Source organism: Sulfobacillus harzensis, assembly GCF_012933365.1.
Taxonomy (GTDB): domain Bacteria; phylum Bacillota; class Sulfobacillia; order Sulfobacillales; family Sulfobacillaceae; genus Sulfobacillus_B; species Sulfobacillus_B harzensis.
In genome coordinates this window covers 14,097-28,918 of sequence record NZ_JABBVZ010000021.1, presented here as the reverse complement: position 1 = coordinate 28,918, position 14,822 = coordinate 14,097, and the positions used below count along the sequence as shown (strand labels likewise).

The 14,822-nt window shown below is 58.2% G+C and carries 15 protein-coding genes; 13 read left to right on the top strand and 2 right to left on the bottom strand.

Translation table 11 applies throughout. The features are described from left to right. The first annotated feature begins 176 nt into the window (after positions 1-176). The 3 genes from HIJ39_RS08340 to HIJ39_RS08330 all read left to right on the top strand — a co-directional run bounded on the left by HIJ39_RS08340 (position 177) and on the right by HIJ39_RS08330 (position 3,912). Entirely contained in the window at positions 177-920 is a 744-nt protein-coding gene (locus tag HIJ39_RS08340) for a YebC/PmpR family DNA-binding transcriptional regulator (RefSeq protein WP_169098596.1), read from the top strand. Positions 921-1,485: 565 nt separating this feature from the next. Then, positions 1,486-1,929, top strand: a complete 444-nt coding sequence (locus tag HIJ39_RS08335) for a hypothetical protein (protein ID WP_169098594.1) — start codon at positions 1,486-1,488, stop codon at positions 1,927-1,929. Between the two features lie 624 nt (positions 1,930-2,553). Beyond that, entirely contained in the window at positions 2,554-3,912 is a 1,359-nt protein-coding gene (locus tag HIJ39_RS08330) for an MFS transporter (protein ID WP_169098592.1), read from the top strand. Here the strand turns inward: HIJ39_RS08330 and HIJ39_RS08325 are convergent. Continuing rightward, positions 3,896-4,282: an FGGY-family carbohydrate kinase gene (locus HIJ39_RS08325; protein ID WP_169098637.1), complete on the bottom strand. Its 387-nt coding sequence runs from the start codon at positions 4,280-4,282 to the stop codon at positions 3,896-3,898. The two genes, HIJ39_RS08330 and HIJ39_RS08325, sit on opposite strands and share 17 nt — an antisense overlap. Next, positions 4,264-5,271, bottom strand: coding sequence for an FGGY family carbohydrate kinase (locus HIJ39_RS08320; RefSeq protein ID WP_169098590.1), 1,008 nt, complete (start codon positions 5,269-5,271; stop codon positions 4,264-4,266). The genes HIJ39_RS08325 and HIJ39_RS08320 overlap by 19 nt, the downstream gene beginning before the upstream one ends. Before the next feature lie 115 nt (positions 5,272-5,386). Between HIJ39_RS08320 and ruvC the strand changes: the two genes are divergently transcribed. The 10 genes from ruvC (at position 5,387) to HIJ39_RS08270 (ending at position 14,821) form a co-directional block, all read left to right on the top strand. Then, the gene (ruvC, locus tag HIJ39_RS08315; RefSeq protein ID WP_169098588.1) at positions 5,387-5,890 is read left to right on the top strand and encodes a crossover junction endodeoxyribonuclease RuvC; all 504 of its coding nucleotides are present in this window, start codon (positions 5,387-5,389) and stop codon (positions 5,888-5,890) included. A 7-nt stretch (positions 5,891-5,897) separates the two neighbouring features. Beyond that, the gene (ruvA, locus tag HIJ39_RS08310) at positions 5,898-6,503 is read left to right on the top strand and encodes a Holliday junction branch migration protein RuvA (protein WP_169098586.1); all 606 of its coding nucleotides are present in this window, start codon (positions 5,898-5,900) and stop codon (positions 6,501-6,503) included. Then, on the top strand, positions 6,503-7,525 hold the full coding sequence (gene ruvB / locus HIJ39_RS08305; protein WP_169098584.1) for a Holliday junction branch migration DNA helicase RuvB: 1,023 nt from the start codon (positions 6,503-6,505) through the stop codon (positions 7,523-7,525). Before ruvA ends, ruvB begins: the two co-directional genes overlap by 1 nt. 107 nt (positions 7,526-7,632) lie before the next feature. Then, positions 7,633-8,319, top strand: a complete 687-nt coding sequence (gene sigI, locus HIJ39_RS08300; protein WP_243239449.1) for an RNA polymerase sigma-I factor — start codon at positions 7,633-7,635, stop codon at positions 8,317-8,319. 23 nt (positions 8,320-8,342) lie between these two features. After that, complete coding sequence (locus HIJ39_RS08295) at positions 8,343-9,440, top strand: anti-sigma factor domain-containing protein (protein ID WP_207711549.1); 1,098 nt, start codon at positions 8,343-8,345, stop codon at positions 9,438-9,440. 62 nt (positions 9,441-9,502) lie between these two features. Continuing rightward, positions 9,503-9,799 carry a preprotein translocase subunit YajC gene (gene yajC / locus HIJ39_RS08290; protein WP_338055115.1) on the top strand — a complete coding sequence of 99 codons (297 nt, stop codon included), beginning with the start codon at positions 9,503-9,505 and terminating at the stop codon, positions 9,797-9,799. 130 nt (positions 9,800-9,929) lie between these two features. Then, positions 9,930-11,183: a Glu/Leu/Phe/Val dehydrogenase dimerization domain-containing protein gene (locus tag HIJ39_RS08285; RefSeq protein ID WP_169098580.1), complete on the top strand. Its 1,254-nt coding sequence runs from the start codon at positions 9,930-9,932 to the stop codon at positions 11,181-11,183. Positions 11,184-11,197: 14 nt separating this feature from the next. Then, a complete protein-coding gene (locus HIJ39_RS08280; RefSeq protein ID WP_169098578.1) occupies positions 11,198-12,871 on the top strand; it encodes an acyl-CoA mutase large subunit family protein in 1,674 nt (557 codons plus the stop codon). Between the two features lie 14 nt (positions 12,872-12,885). Then, positions 12,886-13,284 carry a methylmalonyl-CoA epimerase gene (mce, locus tag HIJ39_RS08275; protein WP_169098576.1) on the top strand — a complete coding sequence of 133 codons (399 nt, stop codon included), beginning with the start codon at positions 12,886-12,888 and terminating at the stop codon, positions 13,282-13,284. Then, positions 13,277-14,821, top strand: a complete 1,545-nt coding sequence (locus HIJ39_RS08270; RefSeq protein ID WP_169098574.1) for an acyl-CoA carboxylase subunit beta — start codon at positions 13,277-13,279, stop codon at positions 14,819-14,821. The genes mce and HIJ39_RS08270 overlap by 8 nt, the downstream gene beginning before the upstream one ends. The last annotated feature ends 1 nt before the right edge of the window (position 14,822 follow it).

The window sequence follows — 14,822 nt, the reverse complement described above, 5'->3', positions numbered from 1 at the left end:
ACAGTGAGTACGGATGGGTTTAAACGCGGAGGTGGTCCGCTGCGCCATGAAGCGGGTGGGCCAGAACGAGGGCGAGCGGCGGCTGGCGTCGGTGGGGATAAACGTAACTCCGCGCGCGTTCGGCCGTCATCGCCGTATGCCCATTACCGGCCGATTTTTGTAAAGGGGGGGCTCTCATGTCGGGACATTCAAAGTGGGCCAATATTAAGCGCAAGAAGGCCAAGGTTGACGCTGTCAAGGGCAACGTGTTTTCGCGCCTGACCAAAGAGATTATGGCAGCCGCCAAGCGGGGCGGTGGGAACCCGGACACCAACTTCAAATTGCGCATTGCTATTGACAAGGCTAAGGCCAACAATCTGCCAGCTGCCAACATCGAGCGGGCTATCCGTCGTGCCACGGGTCAGGAGGCGGGAGTCAGCTATGAGGAGGCCGTCTATGAAGGCTACGGTCCAGGTGGTACGGCGGTTTATATGGAGATTTTGACCGACAATCGCAACCGCACGGCGGGCGAGGTACGGCACATCTTCTCGCGGCACGGCGGGTCGTTGGGTGAAACGGGCTGCGTGGCATGGATGTTTGAACCTAAGGGCCGTCTGGTTTTGGGCGAGACCACGCTCGGGGAAGAGGAATTGCTGGATATCGCCATCGAGGCAGGAGCCGACGATCTATCCCAGGATGAGGGAGAGTCGGTGGTGCTCACGGCGCCGGAACTACTTGACGAGGTGCGCCAAGCGTTCGAGGAAAAAGGTATTCATGTCGAGGAAGCCGAATTGGTACGTCTGCCTAAAACGACCGTGGCGATTGCGGGACATGAGGCCGAACAGTTGATGGAACTGTTGGATCTCTTGGAGGAACACGACGACATTCAAAAGGTGTATTCCAACGCTGACTTTCCTGACGAGATGCTGGAAGAGGCCTGAGACAGCAGAACCCCGGGAAGCCGGGGTTTTTTATTTGTGGTGTTGTAGGACGTGCCCATCTTCTACCAGGCCTTGGGCATGACTCCCAACGGAGTTCTGAAGGAAATCCTCATCGGCGGTCCACGCGTGGCGGAGGATGCAGCGGCTGATTCGCTACTAGGAAGCTTTCCTCTTACCGTGCCGTCAGTCTTTTTCAGAACCTGTGGCTCTTGACTGGCGTCAACCAGATTCAGATAGTCCCTCGGTTGAGGCGCGCGAAACCATGCAGGCATCGGACGTTTTGACCCGCAAAATCTCCGATCAGCCTTGTCGATCGTTGCCCAGGCCTCGATGAGGCAACCGAGCGCGGACCCATTAACCAACGTCGTGCCCTTGGCCGATTGTTGCGCCATCAGCCATAGTGTGGAACGGAGGGATGGGGGGGGTAATGTGCGGGCGCGCAACCGTCCAGCACAAAAGCAATCGTCGAAGGCTCCAACGATGCGTCTGAAACTTGAACGACGTTCCGATGACGTAATGGTTGACGTAGAGTCTAGTCAGGCTGTTTGGGTTGGGAGGGGCACAGATGAACCGCACCAAATACGGGATTTTCGGAGCTGCTGCGGCCGCGGTCGCCCTGGGTTCCGGAGCATATGCCGCGACGACGACGAGGGCTGCGTCTATCACAAATACGCCACCCACGTATGTCGTGAAGATTGCCGAACAGCAAGCAAAGGAGAATGGTGACCCGACGCCGGCGGGAGCCGTGGTGATCGACACAACCCGGGGAGCTGCCATGCATGCAGCGGAGGTCGGTGGGGTCGACGGGTCCCAGATCCCGGTGTGGCTCGTCGTGCTGCATGGATATTTCAAGGATCGTAATGCGAGCGTCCCCGCGGGACAACCGTTGCCAACGGGCCATGTCATTTTGTTCACTATCAACAAGCGCACCCATCAAATCATGGATTTCGGGATCGGAGACCGATCGCCCAATCTATCATCGTTTGGAACACTCGACAACTTCTCGTGACAGCGTATTCTTGTGGGACATTCAGGGGTATTAATCCCGCAGCCATGGGGTCCCTGGAACAGATTTTTGGACTTCACCGGGGCGATATTCCGGCCATTTCCGTTTCTTAATGAGCGGTCGTCCTCAGGATATCGCGTCTAGCCGCGCTAAAATTTGGGAACCTCACGCCATTTGGTTAGAAGGCGATCGAGTTTGTTTTCTTGCCATTGCTCGGGGGGAAAAGAAGCTCGAGGCGGCCGTAACGGACATAAATTCGCTGGCACGTACGGTAAGGGAACAAGGCGACTCGTTGCGCGACGCGATGTCCCATATGTCAACCGACAGTAGTCCTGCTCGCACGGTGCACGCGAGGGCGCGTACCGGAGAATGCAGCTTGGCTCATCTGTCTGTTCCTTCGCGCAACGACTGATTGAGAATCGGGGACGAGGGGCTTTTCGCGATCCTTGACACGGCCATCTCGCCCCGAAGTTCCTCAGGCTTAGTCTCGCCTTATCCCTTCGCATGACTATCTAGTCCAACACCCTTCGGATGTCCTTCAAGGCGCGGTCACACCCCGCTAGTTTTTTCCGAAAGTGGGAACACTCTGGGAGACAACAGGAATGTCACACTTCGGAGGACGACACCATGGCAACTTATGACGCCAAACTCATCAACCAGGCAATTGACAGCGTGGTTGAAAAGCATAGTCCGCGCGGGAATCGTATTGGCTGGCTTATGATCGCTTCCATTTTCGTGGAAGCATGGGACCTGTATTCGATTTCGTTTGTGCTGATTTTCTTAGAGAAAATTTATCACCCGTCATCGTGGCTTTTGGGCATGGTGGGTGCCGCCGTACAAGGCGGGGCCGTCATTGGCGCCGTGGTGGGCGGGTGGCTTACCGACCGGTTAGGGCGGCGCACCGTGTTTTTGGGTACGATGCTGATGTTCTTTGTGGTCGGTATTGCTCAAGCCTTTTCGCCCAACATGGGCGTTCTCACGGTGCTGCGCTTCATTTTGGGCATCCCCCTAGGCATGGATATTGCCAATGGCTACACCTACATTATGGAATCGGTGCAGCGGGGCCATCGTGACGTCATGGGCAATCGCTGGCAGTTCGTGTTCGCCGTTGGCGAAGTCTTTTCCATTGCGGTGGTGCTGTTGTTCCTGGTGCTGCACGTTCCCTATGGACCGATGTGGCGCGTTATCCTCGGGCTTTCCGGGGTTTGGGCGCTCATCCTTTTCTTCCTCCGCCGTGAATTGCCCGAAACCGTCATTTGGCTCATTCAGAAGGGACGCTTTAAAGAGGCCAAGCGGACTGCTGAGGAAATGTACGGGGATGATTTAGACATGTTGCCGGATGAGGATGTCGAGGTGCCGGAAGTTCACTTAGGTGGATTTCTCCGGGAAATTAGAAAGGACCGCACGCGTTGGCGGGCGAGCATCTTCGGCTGGATCGCGGGGTTTATGCAGTCCAGTGAATTCTCGACGTTTGGCTTCTATCTGCCGGTCCTATTTGTATTGTTAGGGGTGTCCGACGTTACTACCACGGACTTCATCACCCTGCTCATCTATCTGGTGGCGGTCATTTCGGGTTGGGTGGGACCGGCGTTGGTGCTCAAAATCGGCCAGCGCAAGCTCTCTATGTATGGGTTTGGCATTGTCTTTGTTGCGTTGATTGGCGCCGCGGTGGCCATCTTTGCCAAGGCATTGATTATCTTGCCGATTGCGGCAGCGGTGATGCTGTGGGGCCACTACTGGGACGCGGAAAATGTGATGACAATTCCGTCCATGGTCGCACCCGCCCGGTATCGGGGGACCGCCAGCGGTTTTTCCTATATTTGGGTCAAAATCCCCGGTTTCTTGAGCACTTTCCTGTACCCCAAGTTTTTTGACGCCATCGGCAAGGGTGGAGCCACCCTGTTTACCGCCATCTTTCCCTTAATCGGGTTGTTGGCGGCAATCTTCATCCTTCCTGAGGTGTATCGGTTTAAAGGCGAGAGTTGATTTGTTCGGCAATGGCACTCCAGGTTTCTACCACGCGGGCGTGAAGGCTGGCCTCTTTGGCTCGGTAACGGGCGCCGCCCTTAATCGGGGTGGTATCCTGATGTCCCAGGGCCAGGTCTACTGCGCCTAACAGCGAGGCATCGCGTTCATCATGCAGGACAATGTCTTGGCCAAGCGCATCCGCCATCCACTGCGCCATGGGAGGCATATCCAACAAGCCGGATCCGCCGCGAATTTCCTGCAAGGGGGCGCCGCTATTCCTGAGCGCGTCCAACCCATGCCAATATTGTGCCGCCATCGACATGAGCACCGACGCGACCAGTTCCGGGCGGCCGTGTTCGGGTGTGAGATTCAACCACGCCCCCGCCAAGTCTTCCCGCCACCATGGCGAACGTTCTCCAAACCAATAGGGAGCGCCAGCGGCAAGGGGCGGCCTTGATAGAGGGCGTTCAGCCCTTCATCAATCAACTGCTCAATGCTGCCTCCGAGTGTGTGTCCCAGCCAAGCCAATAGATTGCCTACGTTGGAGAATGCGGACCCGACCAGGTAGCCCTCCCCGGGACCCAGCGAGTAGCTAAAGAGTTCCGGATTGTCGGCTGGCGTGCGCTGGGTGGTGCGAAGCGCCCCGCTGGTGCCCATCGCGAGCACTCCTACCGTGCCATCAGACGGAATATTTAGGTGGAGGTGCGCCGTGGCGCCATCGCTAGCGCCGACTACAACGTCGAAGAGCCCCTTTCGATCACCGATGCGTTCCGTCATGGACACAAGGGCCGGGAGCTGTTCGGGATCTAACGCAGCCAATGCCAGCGCCTCCGGAAGCCAGCGGTTGTCAAGACCTAAAAAACCGCTTGACGAGGCGGTGGTGTAGTCTGTCGCCCAGCGTCCGGTCATCTGGTACACAATATAATCTTTCAACGACACAGGACGGCTTTGGGGCGGCAGAGAGTCCTTGATGGAAAGCCATTTCACCAAGGGCGACATGGCATGCAGGGGAACGCCGGAAAGGTGGTGCAAACGAACTGACTCCCCCTGCCGGCGCAGCCGACGGGCCGCATCCTGGCCGCGTTTATCCATCCATGTCCAGCTTTTAGTCAGGGGACGCCCGCCAGCATCAACCACCACAAAGCTATGCATGGCTGACGAAAAGGCCACACGGGCGATATGGCCGTAGTTTTTGGCCTCATTGAGCGCCGTTTGGATGGTCCGCCAAATGTGGTCCGGGTCTTGCTCGGATGCCAGTCCGCGCTGAACGGCGCTCACATTGTCGCGCCCTTCCCAAAGCCGCAGACCGGACGCTTCTTCCACCACCACCCACTTGAGATGAGTGGTGCCTAAATCAAAGGCCATCACGGCATCCATGGGCGCACCTCCTGACGGTCCTAGTCTGCCCAATGCGATGTCCATTGGCAAGTTGCTTCCGGAAATAGGAAAATCGTCGTCCTGTGTCGTATACCTTAGCGAAAGGGGCGGGACCGTGCGCGTTTTAGGAATCGATCCAGGAACTGCGACGTTGGGATGGGGTGTCATCGATCATCAGGGATCAATGACGCGCGCGATCGCCTATGGGGCACTGATCACTAGTCCTCAATCGGCGCCTGAGCAGCGGCTGAAACAACTTTATGACGGACTCCAAGCGATTTGCCAAACGCACCATCCGGAGGCCGCGGCGGTCGAGAAACTCTACTTTGGACAAAACTCCCGCACCGCTATGGCGGTCGGACAGGCACGCGGCATCGTCCTATTAGTGCTGGCGGAGACAGCGCTGCCATACGTGGAGATGTCGCCAGCCGAGGTCAAGCAGGCGGTCACAGGTTATGGGCGCGCCGACAAGCGCCAGGTGCAGTTGATGGTGCAACGGCTGTTGGGATTGGAACAATACCCGAAACCAGACGACGTCGCGGATGCGTTGGCGATCGCCATCTGTGGCGCCGAGACGATACGGTTTCAACGGGCGCATGGTGAGAAACTGGGGCGGTGAACGTGATATGATTGTGGAGATTTCCGGCACAATTGGTGAAAAACGGACGGGTTGGGTCGTCATCCGCACATCCTCGGGACTAGGCTACGGGTTGGATGTGCCGCGGGAGACGGAAGAAAAGTTGCCGGGAACCGGGGAGGCCGTGCGTCTTTTCACCCATCTGATGGTGCGTGAGGACCAATGGCGGTTGATTGGTTTTGCCACCGAAGCCGAGCGGGACGTGTTCTTAGATTTGCTGGAGGTCAACGGGGTGGGGGTGCGCGGCGCACTGTCGCTGATGAGCCATCTCGGGATCGGCCGGCTTCGTGACGCGGTGTTGACGGGCGACTGGAAGTCCCTCAAGGGGGCTCCCGGAGTGGGCGCAAAAATTGCCCAGCGGGTGCAGTTGGAGTTGATGAGTCGATGGGCCAAATCGGCAGACCAAAGCCCCGTCTTGGTTCCAGACCCGCGGCCGACCAGCGCCGAAGGGGAGGATGAGGTGGTCTTGGCCCTCGTAAACTTGGGCTATCGCCCCGAAGAAGCGCAGTTGGCTCTGCAACAGGTCCAGGCCGACGATGAAGCGACGCGCCTTCGGTTGGCACTCAAGGCACTGGACCGGGGGAGGGCACGGTAATGGATCAGAACCGTATCATTAGCGGAGCGGCTTGGGAGGGGGAGGACCAGGATGTGTCGGTCCGCCCTCAGCGGCTGGCCGAGTATATCGGGCAGGAGGCGGTCAAGGAGCGGCTGTCGATTTTTATCGAAGCCTCCCAACAGCGCCGTGAAGCGTTGGATCATGTGCTCTTATACGGCCCCCCCGGTCTTGGCAAGACCACGTTGGCCCACATTATTGCCAACGAGCTGCATGTGAACATTCGCTTTACCTCGGGCCCGGCCATTGAGCGGGCTGGGGACTTGGCCTCGGTGCTCACCAATCTGGAGCCCGGGGATGTGTTGTTCATCGATGAGATTCACCGGCTGTCTCGGTCCGTGGAAGAGGTCTTGTACCCGGCCATGGAGGACTTTCATCTAGACGTCATGTTGGGCAAGGGGCCAAGTGCCCGGTCCGTGAGGCTGGATCTCCCCCGTTTTACCTTGGTGGGAGCTACCACTCGGGCCGGGATGCTGACAGCGCCGCTTCGGGATCGCTTTGGCGTGATCGTGCACTTAGACTTTTATGAACCAGCCGACCTGGCGGAGATTGTCAAGCGGACGGCGCGCGTTTTGGACGTGCCGCTGGCGCCCGAGGCGGCCGTTGAAATCGCGCGGCGCAGTCGCGGCACGCCGCGGATTGCCAATCGGCTTTTAAGGCGGTTGAGGGATTATGTGGATGTGCGCGGCAACGGGGAAATCACCTACGAAATGGCACAAGAGGGTCTGGCGCTCTTAGAAGTGGATCCCCATGGCTTGGACGTCGTGGATCATCGCCTGTTGGAAGCGCTCTATCACCGCTACCGTGGAGGACCCGTGGGGCTCGAGACATTGGCTGCCGCCATCGGGGAAGAGAGCGGCACCATTGAGGATGTCTATGAACCCTATCTTTTGCAGCAAGGCTATCTACAGCGTACCCCCCGCGGCCGCACGCTGACGCCGCTGGCGCTGGAACGGCTGGGATGGCCCCCGCTGGCCCCGGTACAGAAAAATTTATTTGAATGAATCTTTGCCCCCCAAAATGACCCTCGGACCGCGAAGAATTTAGAAGGCGGGGTGATAGTCTGGGCATCCGATTTCGGAGAGCACGCCACGATGACCCGAGTGCGCTGTTGACACGGGCTAAAGCAGGCGACCAGGAGGCTCGCAATCAGCTGATTCAGGACTACACACCCTTCGTGATGAAAGTGGCGAGCCAAAAAACGGGCCGTTTTCTTCGCCCCGGCGTGGATGAGGAAATTAGCGTCGCGTTGTTGGCCTTCAATGAGGCAATCACGGCGTACGACGGTGGTCGAGGCAGTTTCCTGTCCTTTAGTCAAACGGTGATTCAGCGCCGTCTGGTGGATTACTTCCGGCGCGATCGCAGCCGTCAGCACGAGGTGGCGTTAAGCGATTTCGAGGAGGATGATGATAGGCCCCATGAGCCTAATCCGTTGGATCGGCTGGCTCAGTCCACCTGGACGTTGGTTGAGGAACAGGAGGCGCGCCGGCAGGAAATTGTGGAGTACCAGGCGATTTTGGCCCGGTATGATATTGCCTTTTCAGACTTGGTGAAGGTGGCACCCAAACACCGCGACTCACGTGACCGGGCCATCCAGTTGGCTCGGGCCGTGGCTCGGGATCCGGTTCGTGCGGGAGCACTGCGCGAGCGTGGAGAGTTGCCAGTCAAGGCGCTGGTGGAAGAGTTCGGCGTAAGCCGTAAACTCATTGAGCGAAATCGCAAGTACATTGTCGCTGTAGCGCTCATTCTGATGCATGATTTCCCCCATCTTCAGGGGTATGTGCTAGACCGTGGATAGCACGCAAGGAAAGGTCGTACGACATGAGCATTAAGGGGATTGTAATGGAAACCGAGCGGGGGCGGGCCACGGTGATGCTGCCGGGTGGGGCGTTTAAACGCATCGCCACGCGTGGCCTTGAGCTCCATGTCGGTCAGGAGGTATGGCTGCCTCAGTCGCCGCGGCGGTGGTACCGTTGGCTCGCCGTGCCAGCGCTGGCCGCCGTGGCTACCGCTTTTTGGATTCAGGCCCTACCATCGCCTCAACCGGTGGAGGCTGCCGTGTTGAGTGTCGACATTAACCCAAGCGTGAATTTGGATGTTTCGGCGAAGGGCGTTGTGCTGGGAGCCCAGGGGCTGGACAGGAGCGGTCGGCGGCTTTTAGAGCAGCGCCGTGTGAAGGGGCTCACGGTCCAGAACGCCGTGAGCACGCTGATCAAAATGGCCGCTCAGGATGGGTATCTGAAGAACAGCTCCAATACTGTGCTTATCGGCGCCGTTTTTAAGAGCCATCCCGAGGCATGGTTTTCGGGTCTTTCCAGCGACGCCTCGGGGGTTCTGAAAGAGGATAACCTTAGCGCCTCGGTAGTCGCGGTGTCGGGAGTCAGTGCGCCGTTGCTGCAGGCTATGCAGAAGCCCCAAGTGTCGGTGGGACGATATCTCGTCTGGCAACGTACCCTGAACGCAGCCCAAAACCAAACCCCGCTCACCCTCCGCGACGTGAAAAAGATGTCGGTGACGGATTTGGTTGCGCCCTTGGTCACCGTGGCGTCCCGAACGTCATCTCCCAAGGTGCCTCAGCGTTCGGGCGCTTCAAACCCTAAAGCCCCGGCAGAAGCATCCAAGCATGCGGCAAAGAAGCATTACCCACCCGTCGTGCTTCCCAATTTGCCGGTAACCGTGCCCACCATGGTGGTAACGCCGCCGGCAATTCCGACTCCCCGGCCGCAACAGCACGGCCGGGCGGGTCGGCGCGGGCATTCAGGCGGGATTAATAGGCATTCGCGTGGGATTCATCAGCATTCGGACGGGGTTGGCGATTCGTCAGGTGGGGCCAGCCCGTCGCCGTCGATACCTCCTTCGCATCTAGTCCCAAATCCTGTCCATACTGTAAGCAGCGTGGTCAGTAACTTGGGATTGTGAGGAAAAAGGATTTTTCCCCTTAGAGCGCGAAGCAACCGGGGAATGTCCGAGGAGGGGTTCTGGTGCACACAACGCACGGCACATCTGTGTATTGGATTTTCTTTGTTCTCTTAATCGCGATGACGGGGTGGATGTTTTGGCAGCAGTCCCGGCAGCAAAAGAATCGGCGGCAACTGCAGCAAAGCATTTCCCGAGGCGATGAAGTGGTGACGGTGGGCGGCATAATTGGCACCGTGGAGGCGGTCACCGACGAGGAAGTGACGCTGCGGTTGGGCAGCGACGTCCAGATTCGCGTCCTCAGAAAGGCCATTGGCGGAAAATACCAACCCGGAGGCTCGACAACAACCTCCCCAAAATGATGTGACGGCACGTCAGAATCCTTCGGGATGCGCTTATCCCGGGGATTTTTTTTCGGGCGGGTAGAAGACGGGCCTGTGCTATAATACCGACGAAACCAACTGGTTAGACATCCTGAAGGAGGCGTTACCGGTGGCGGATACGTCACTCAATCCGTTTCTACGGGCTCAGCAAAGTTTTAAGGAGGCCGTAGAGACGCTAGGATTGGAACCGGCAGTCTACGAAATTCTGAAACAACCGATGCGCACTTTTGAAGTAGCTGTTCCCTTTGTTCGTGACGATGGCACCCTGCAGGTCTTTACCGGGTATCGTGTTCAACACAACGATGCGCTGGGACCGACCAAAGGGGGCCTTCGTTTTCATCCGGACGTCAATGCGGATGAGGTCAAGGCGCTGGCTATGTGGATGAGCGTCAAATGCGCCCTCTTGGGCTTGCCATATGGCGGCGGCAAGGGGGGCATCGCCTGCGATGTCGACCAGCTCTCGGAAGGCGAAATCGAGCGGCTGAGCCGTGAATACATCCGTGCCGTCAATTTGGTGATTGGGCCAGACAAAGACATTCCTGCCCCGGACGTCTCCACCAACCCGCAAATAATGGCTTGGATGGTAGATGAGTATTCCCGCATTCGCGGCGAGAACACCTTCGGCCTCATCACCGGGAAGCCGTTGGTGATTGGGGGATCGCGAGGCCGTGTGGAAGCCACCGGTCGTGGTCTGGTGTTTGCCACTCGGCAATTGGCTACAGAAATGGGCATAGACTTTAGCAAGGCCCGGGTGGCGGTGCAGGGTTTCGGCAATGTGGGCTCGGTAGCCGCCACAATTGCCTATCGTATGGGCGCCAGCGTGGTGGCGGTTTCGGACAAGGATGGCGGGCTCTACAACGCAGCTGGAATCGACATTGATGATTTGCTGGAATACAAGCGGGTCAATCGCAATTTGGTTGGCTATCCCAAGGCGGAACCTATTTCCAACAAGGAGTTGTTGGAGCTGCCGGTGGACATTTTGTTCCCGGCGGCCTTGGAAAACCAGATTACCGCCGACAACGCGCCCAATATCCGGGCGAAAATTGTGGGGGAGGGCGCCAATGGGCCAACCACTCCGGAAGCGGACGCGATTTTATTTGATAAAGGCGTCATGGTGGTGCCGGACGTGTTGGGCAACTCGGGCGGCGTCACCGTGTCCTATTTTGAATGGGTACAAAATCAAAGCCGATTTTATTGGTCGGAGGACGAGGTCAACCACCGGCTCGAAGAGTATATGTCCCGAGCTATTTCAGAAATGCACCGTATGCATGAGCGGTTTGGTGTGACCTTGCGCAAGGCCGCCTATCTGGTGGCGACTGACCGACTGGCGCAAGCGATGCGCGTGCGTGGTTGGCTGAAATAGGAGGGAGTTCCGGCATGGGGAAGCGCCATTCATTGCAAGAGGCGCGCCAAATGTGGGAAGAGACGGTCTTGGCGCCATATCAGGCGAAGAGCGGGGAGCGCCAAACGGACTTCAGCACAGTGTCAGAGGTGCCGGTCGAGCGGCTTTACACCCCGCTCGACGCGCCCTCGGACAAGTATATGGAGAATGTGGGATTCCCGGGTGAGTATCCGTTTACCCGCGGGGTCTATCCGACGATGTATCGCGGCCGGCTTTGGACCATGCGCCAATATGCCGGGTTCGGAACGGCGGAGGAGTCTAACCTGCGCTATCGCTACTTGCTGGAGCAAGGCCAGACCGGACTCTCCGTGGCGTTCGACTTACCGACGCAGATGGGCTATGACTCGGATGACCCGGTCGCCCAAGGCGAAGTCGGTAAAGTCGGGGTAGCGATTGATACCTTGAAGGACATGGAGATTCTTCTCGATCAGATCCCCTTGGATCGGGTTTCGGTGTCCATGACCATCAATGCGCCCGCCGCCATCCTGCTTCTCATGGTGGTGGCGGTGGCCAAAAAGCAGGGTGTCGACTTAACGAAACTTACCGGCACCATCCAAAACGATGTCTTGAAAGAATATGCTGCTCGCGGCACGTACATATTTCCGCCGAATCCCTCAATGCGTATCATCACCGACATCTTTCGCTGGTGTTCGGCCCATCTTCCACGTTGGAACACCATTAGCATTTCTGGTTATCATATCCGGGAGGCGGGCTCAACGGCCGCTCAGGAAATTGCTTTTACACTCGCCAACGGCATCGCCTATGTGGAGGCAGCGGTGAAGGCAGGACTGCCCGTGGACAAATTCGGGCCGCGGTTATCATTCTTCTTCAACGCGCATATGGACTTTTTCGAGGAGATTGCCAAGTATCGCGCTGCGCGCCGCATTTGGGCGCGCATTATGCGGGACCGATTCGGCGCCCGGGATCCCCGATCCTGGCAACTTCGCTTTCATACCCAGACCGCGGGATCGACGTTGACGGCCCAGCAACCCGAGACCAATGTGGTGCGCGTGACGCTGCAGGCGTTGGCAGCGGTCTTGGGGGGCACGCAGTCGTTGCACACCAATTCCAAAGACGAGGCGCTGGCCCTACCGACCGAGGATTCTGCCCGGCTGGCGCTGCGCACGCAGCAGGTCATCGCCTATGAGAGCGGCGTGCCCAACACGGTGGACCCCCTTGGGGGGAGCTACTTTGTGGAATCTTTGACGGATCGGCTGGAACAGGAAGCCACCCGCTATCTCGACAAAATTGAAGCGTTGGGAGGTTCGGTGGCGGCCATCGAAACCGGATATATTCAGCGAGAAATACAGGATGCCGCCTACCGCTTCCAGAAGAAGGTAGAGCAGGGCGAGCAAATCATCGTGGGTGTGAACCGGTTTCGCCTTGACGAGGAGCCGCCCGAGAATATCCTCAAGATTGATGCATCATTGGAGGCGCGGCAAATCGCCAAGTTAAATCAGGTGAGAAAAGAGCGAGATGCGGCGCGGGTCAAGGCGGCCTTGGACAAATTAGAGCAAGCGGCAGGACAAGCGGATGCACCCCTGATGGAGCCCATGCTGGAGGCCGTGGAGGTTTACGCCAGTTTGGGCGAGATTGTGGGCGTGTTGCAAAAGCATTTTGGCCGCTACCGTCCGCCAGCCTTTATTTAACATGAGGTGAAAGCGTGAAACTGGACCATATCGGAGTTGCTGTGCGCAATATCGAGCAAAGTCTGAAGGCCTATGAGGCGTTGGGGCTTGAGGCGGTTCATCGTGAGCGCGTAGAGAAAGATCGCGTTGATGTGGCCTTTGTTCCCTTTGAAGGAGGGCGCTTCGAATTGTTGGAACCTTTCGAGGAAAGCTCCCCGGTGGGAAAGTTTTTGGCTAAACGAGGACAGGGCATTCATCATGTCGCGTTAGGGGTCGACAACATCGATCGGGAACTCACGCGCCTTCAGGATGCGGGTGTGCGGCTGATTGACCAGGCGGCGCGGCCCGGCGCCGAAGGAACCCGTGTGGCCTTTGTTCACCCGGAATCGACGGGTGGGGTCTTGGTGGAATTGGTGGAGCGGCCGCATGAGTAATCCCCGCGAAGAATTGAAGCGGCGCCGGACTGCCGTTGAAGGCATGGGTGGGCAAAAGCGCATCGAGCGCCAGCATCAAATGGGCAAGTGGACGGCACGTGAGCGGCTGGCGTATCTCCTCGACGAGGGAACCTTTGAAGAAATCGGCGCCCATGTCAAGCATCGCGGCACCTTGTTTGGCATGGCAGGCGCGGCGGCTCCCGCCGACGGTGTGGTGACCGGCTATGGACGCATTTTCGGGCGACCCGTATATGTGTTTGCGCAAGACTTCACCGTCTTGGGCGGATCGCTGGGCGAGATGCATGCTGCGAAAATTCAACGGGTGCAGGACTTGGCGCTGAAGTCGGGCGTGCCCATCATCGGCCTCAACGATTCCGGCGGGGCGCGCATCCAAGAAGGGGTGGATGCGCTGAACGGCTATGGTGAGATTTTTAAGCGCAACACCTGGGCGTCGGGCGTCATTCCGCAGATCACGGTCATTATGGGACCATCCGCGGGCGGAGCGGTTTATTCTCCAGCACTGACCGATATTATCATTATGGTGCGCAAGACGGCTCAGATGTTCATTACGGGCCCTCAGGTGATTCAGGCGGTCACGGGCGAAACGGTGACCTCGGAAGCCTTGGGCGGAGCCGACACCCATCTTAAGCGGTCCGGGGTGGCCCATTTGGCGGCAGACTCCGATCAAGAGGCGCTCGACATGGTACGCCGGGTGTTAAGCTTCTTGCCGCAGAATTTTCGCGAAGAGCCGCCGGTCGCGCCGACGGAAGATCCGTTGGGCCGTTTGGATGGGCGCCTGGCTGACGTCATTCCTCTGGACGCCAATAAGCCCTATGACGTGACCACTATCATTCGTTCGGTTCTCGATGATGGCGACTTTTTCGAACTGCAAAAAGGCTATGCCGATAATTTGGTGATTGGCTTGGGCCGTATCGGCGGCCGCCCGGTGGGAATCGTCGCCAACCAGCCGCGGGTGTTGGCCGGCACCTTGGACATTAACGCCTCGGACAAGCTGGCCCGGTTTGTGCGCTTTTGCGATGCCTTCAACATCCCGGTGGTGACCTTAGTGGATACGCCCGGATATTTGCCAGGGACGGCTCAGGAATATGGCGGCATCATCCGTCACGGAGCCAAAGTGCTATATGCGTATGCGGAGGCCACGGTGCCCAAGGTCACTCTCATCCTTCGTAAGGCGTATGGCGGCGCCTATCTTGCGACGTGCAGCCGGTCGTTAGGGGCCGATTTGGTATTGGCTTGGCCAACCGCCGAAATTGCCGTGATGGGACCGGATGGCGCGGCCAATATTATCTTCCGACGTGACATTGAGGCCAGCGCCGATCCCCAAGCAACCAAGGCGGCCAAGGCGGAAGAGTACCGAGAAGAGTTCGCCAATCCGTACGTGGCCGCGAGCCGCGGGTATATTGACGCGGTAATTGACCCGGTGGAGACGCGGGGCCACGTCGCCCGAGCGCTGATGGTCCTCTATAACAAGCATGACGAGCGGCCCGCCAAGCATCATGGCAACATGCCAGTGTAGG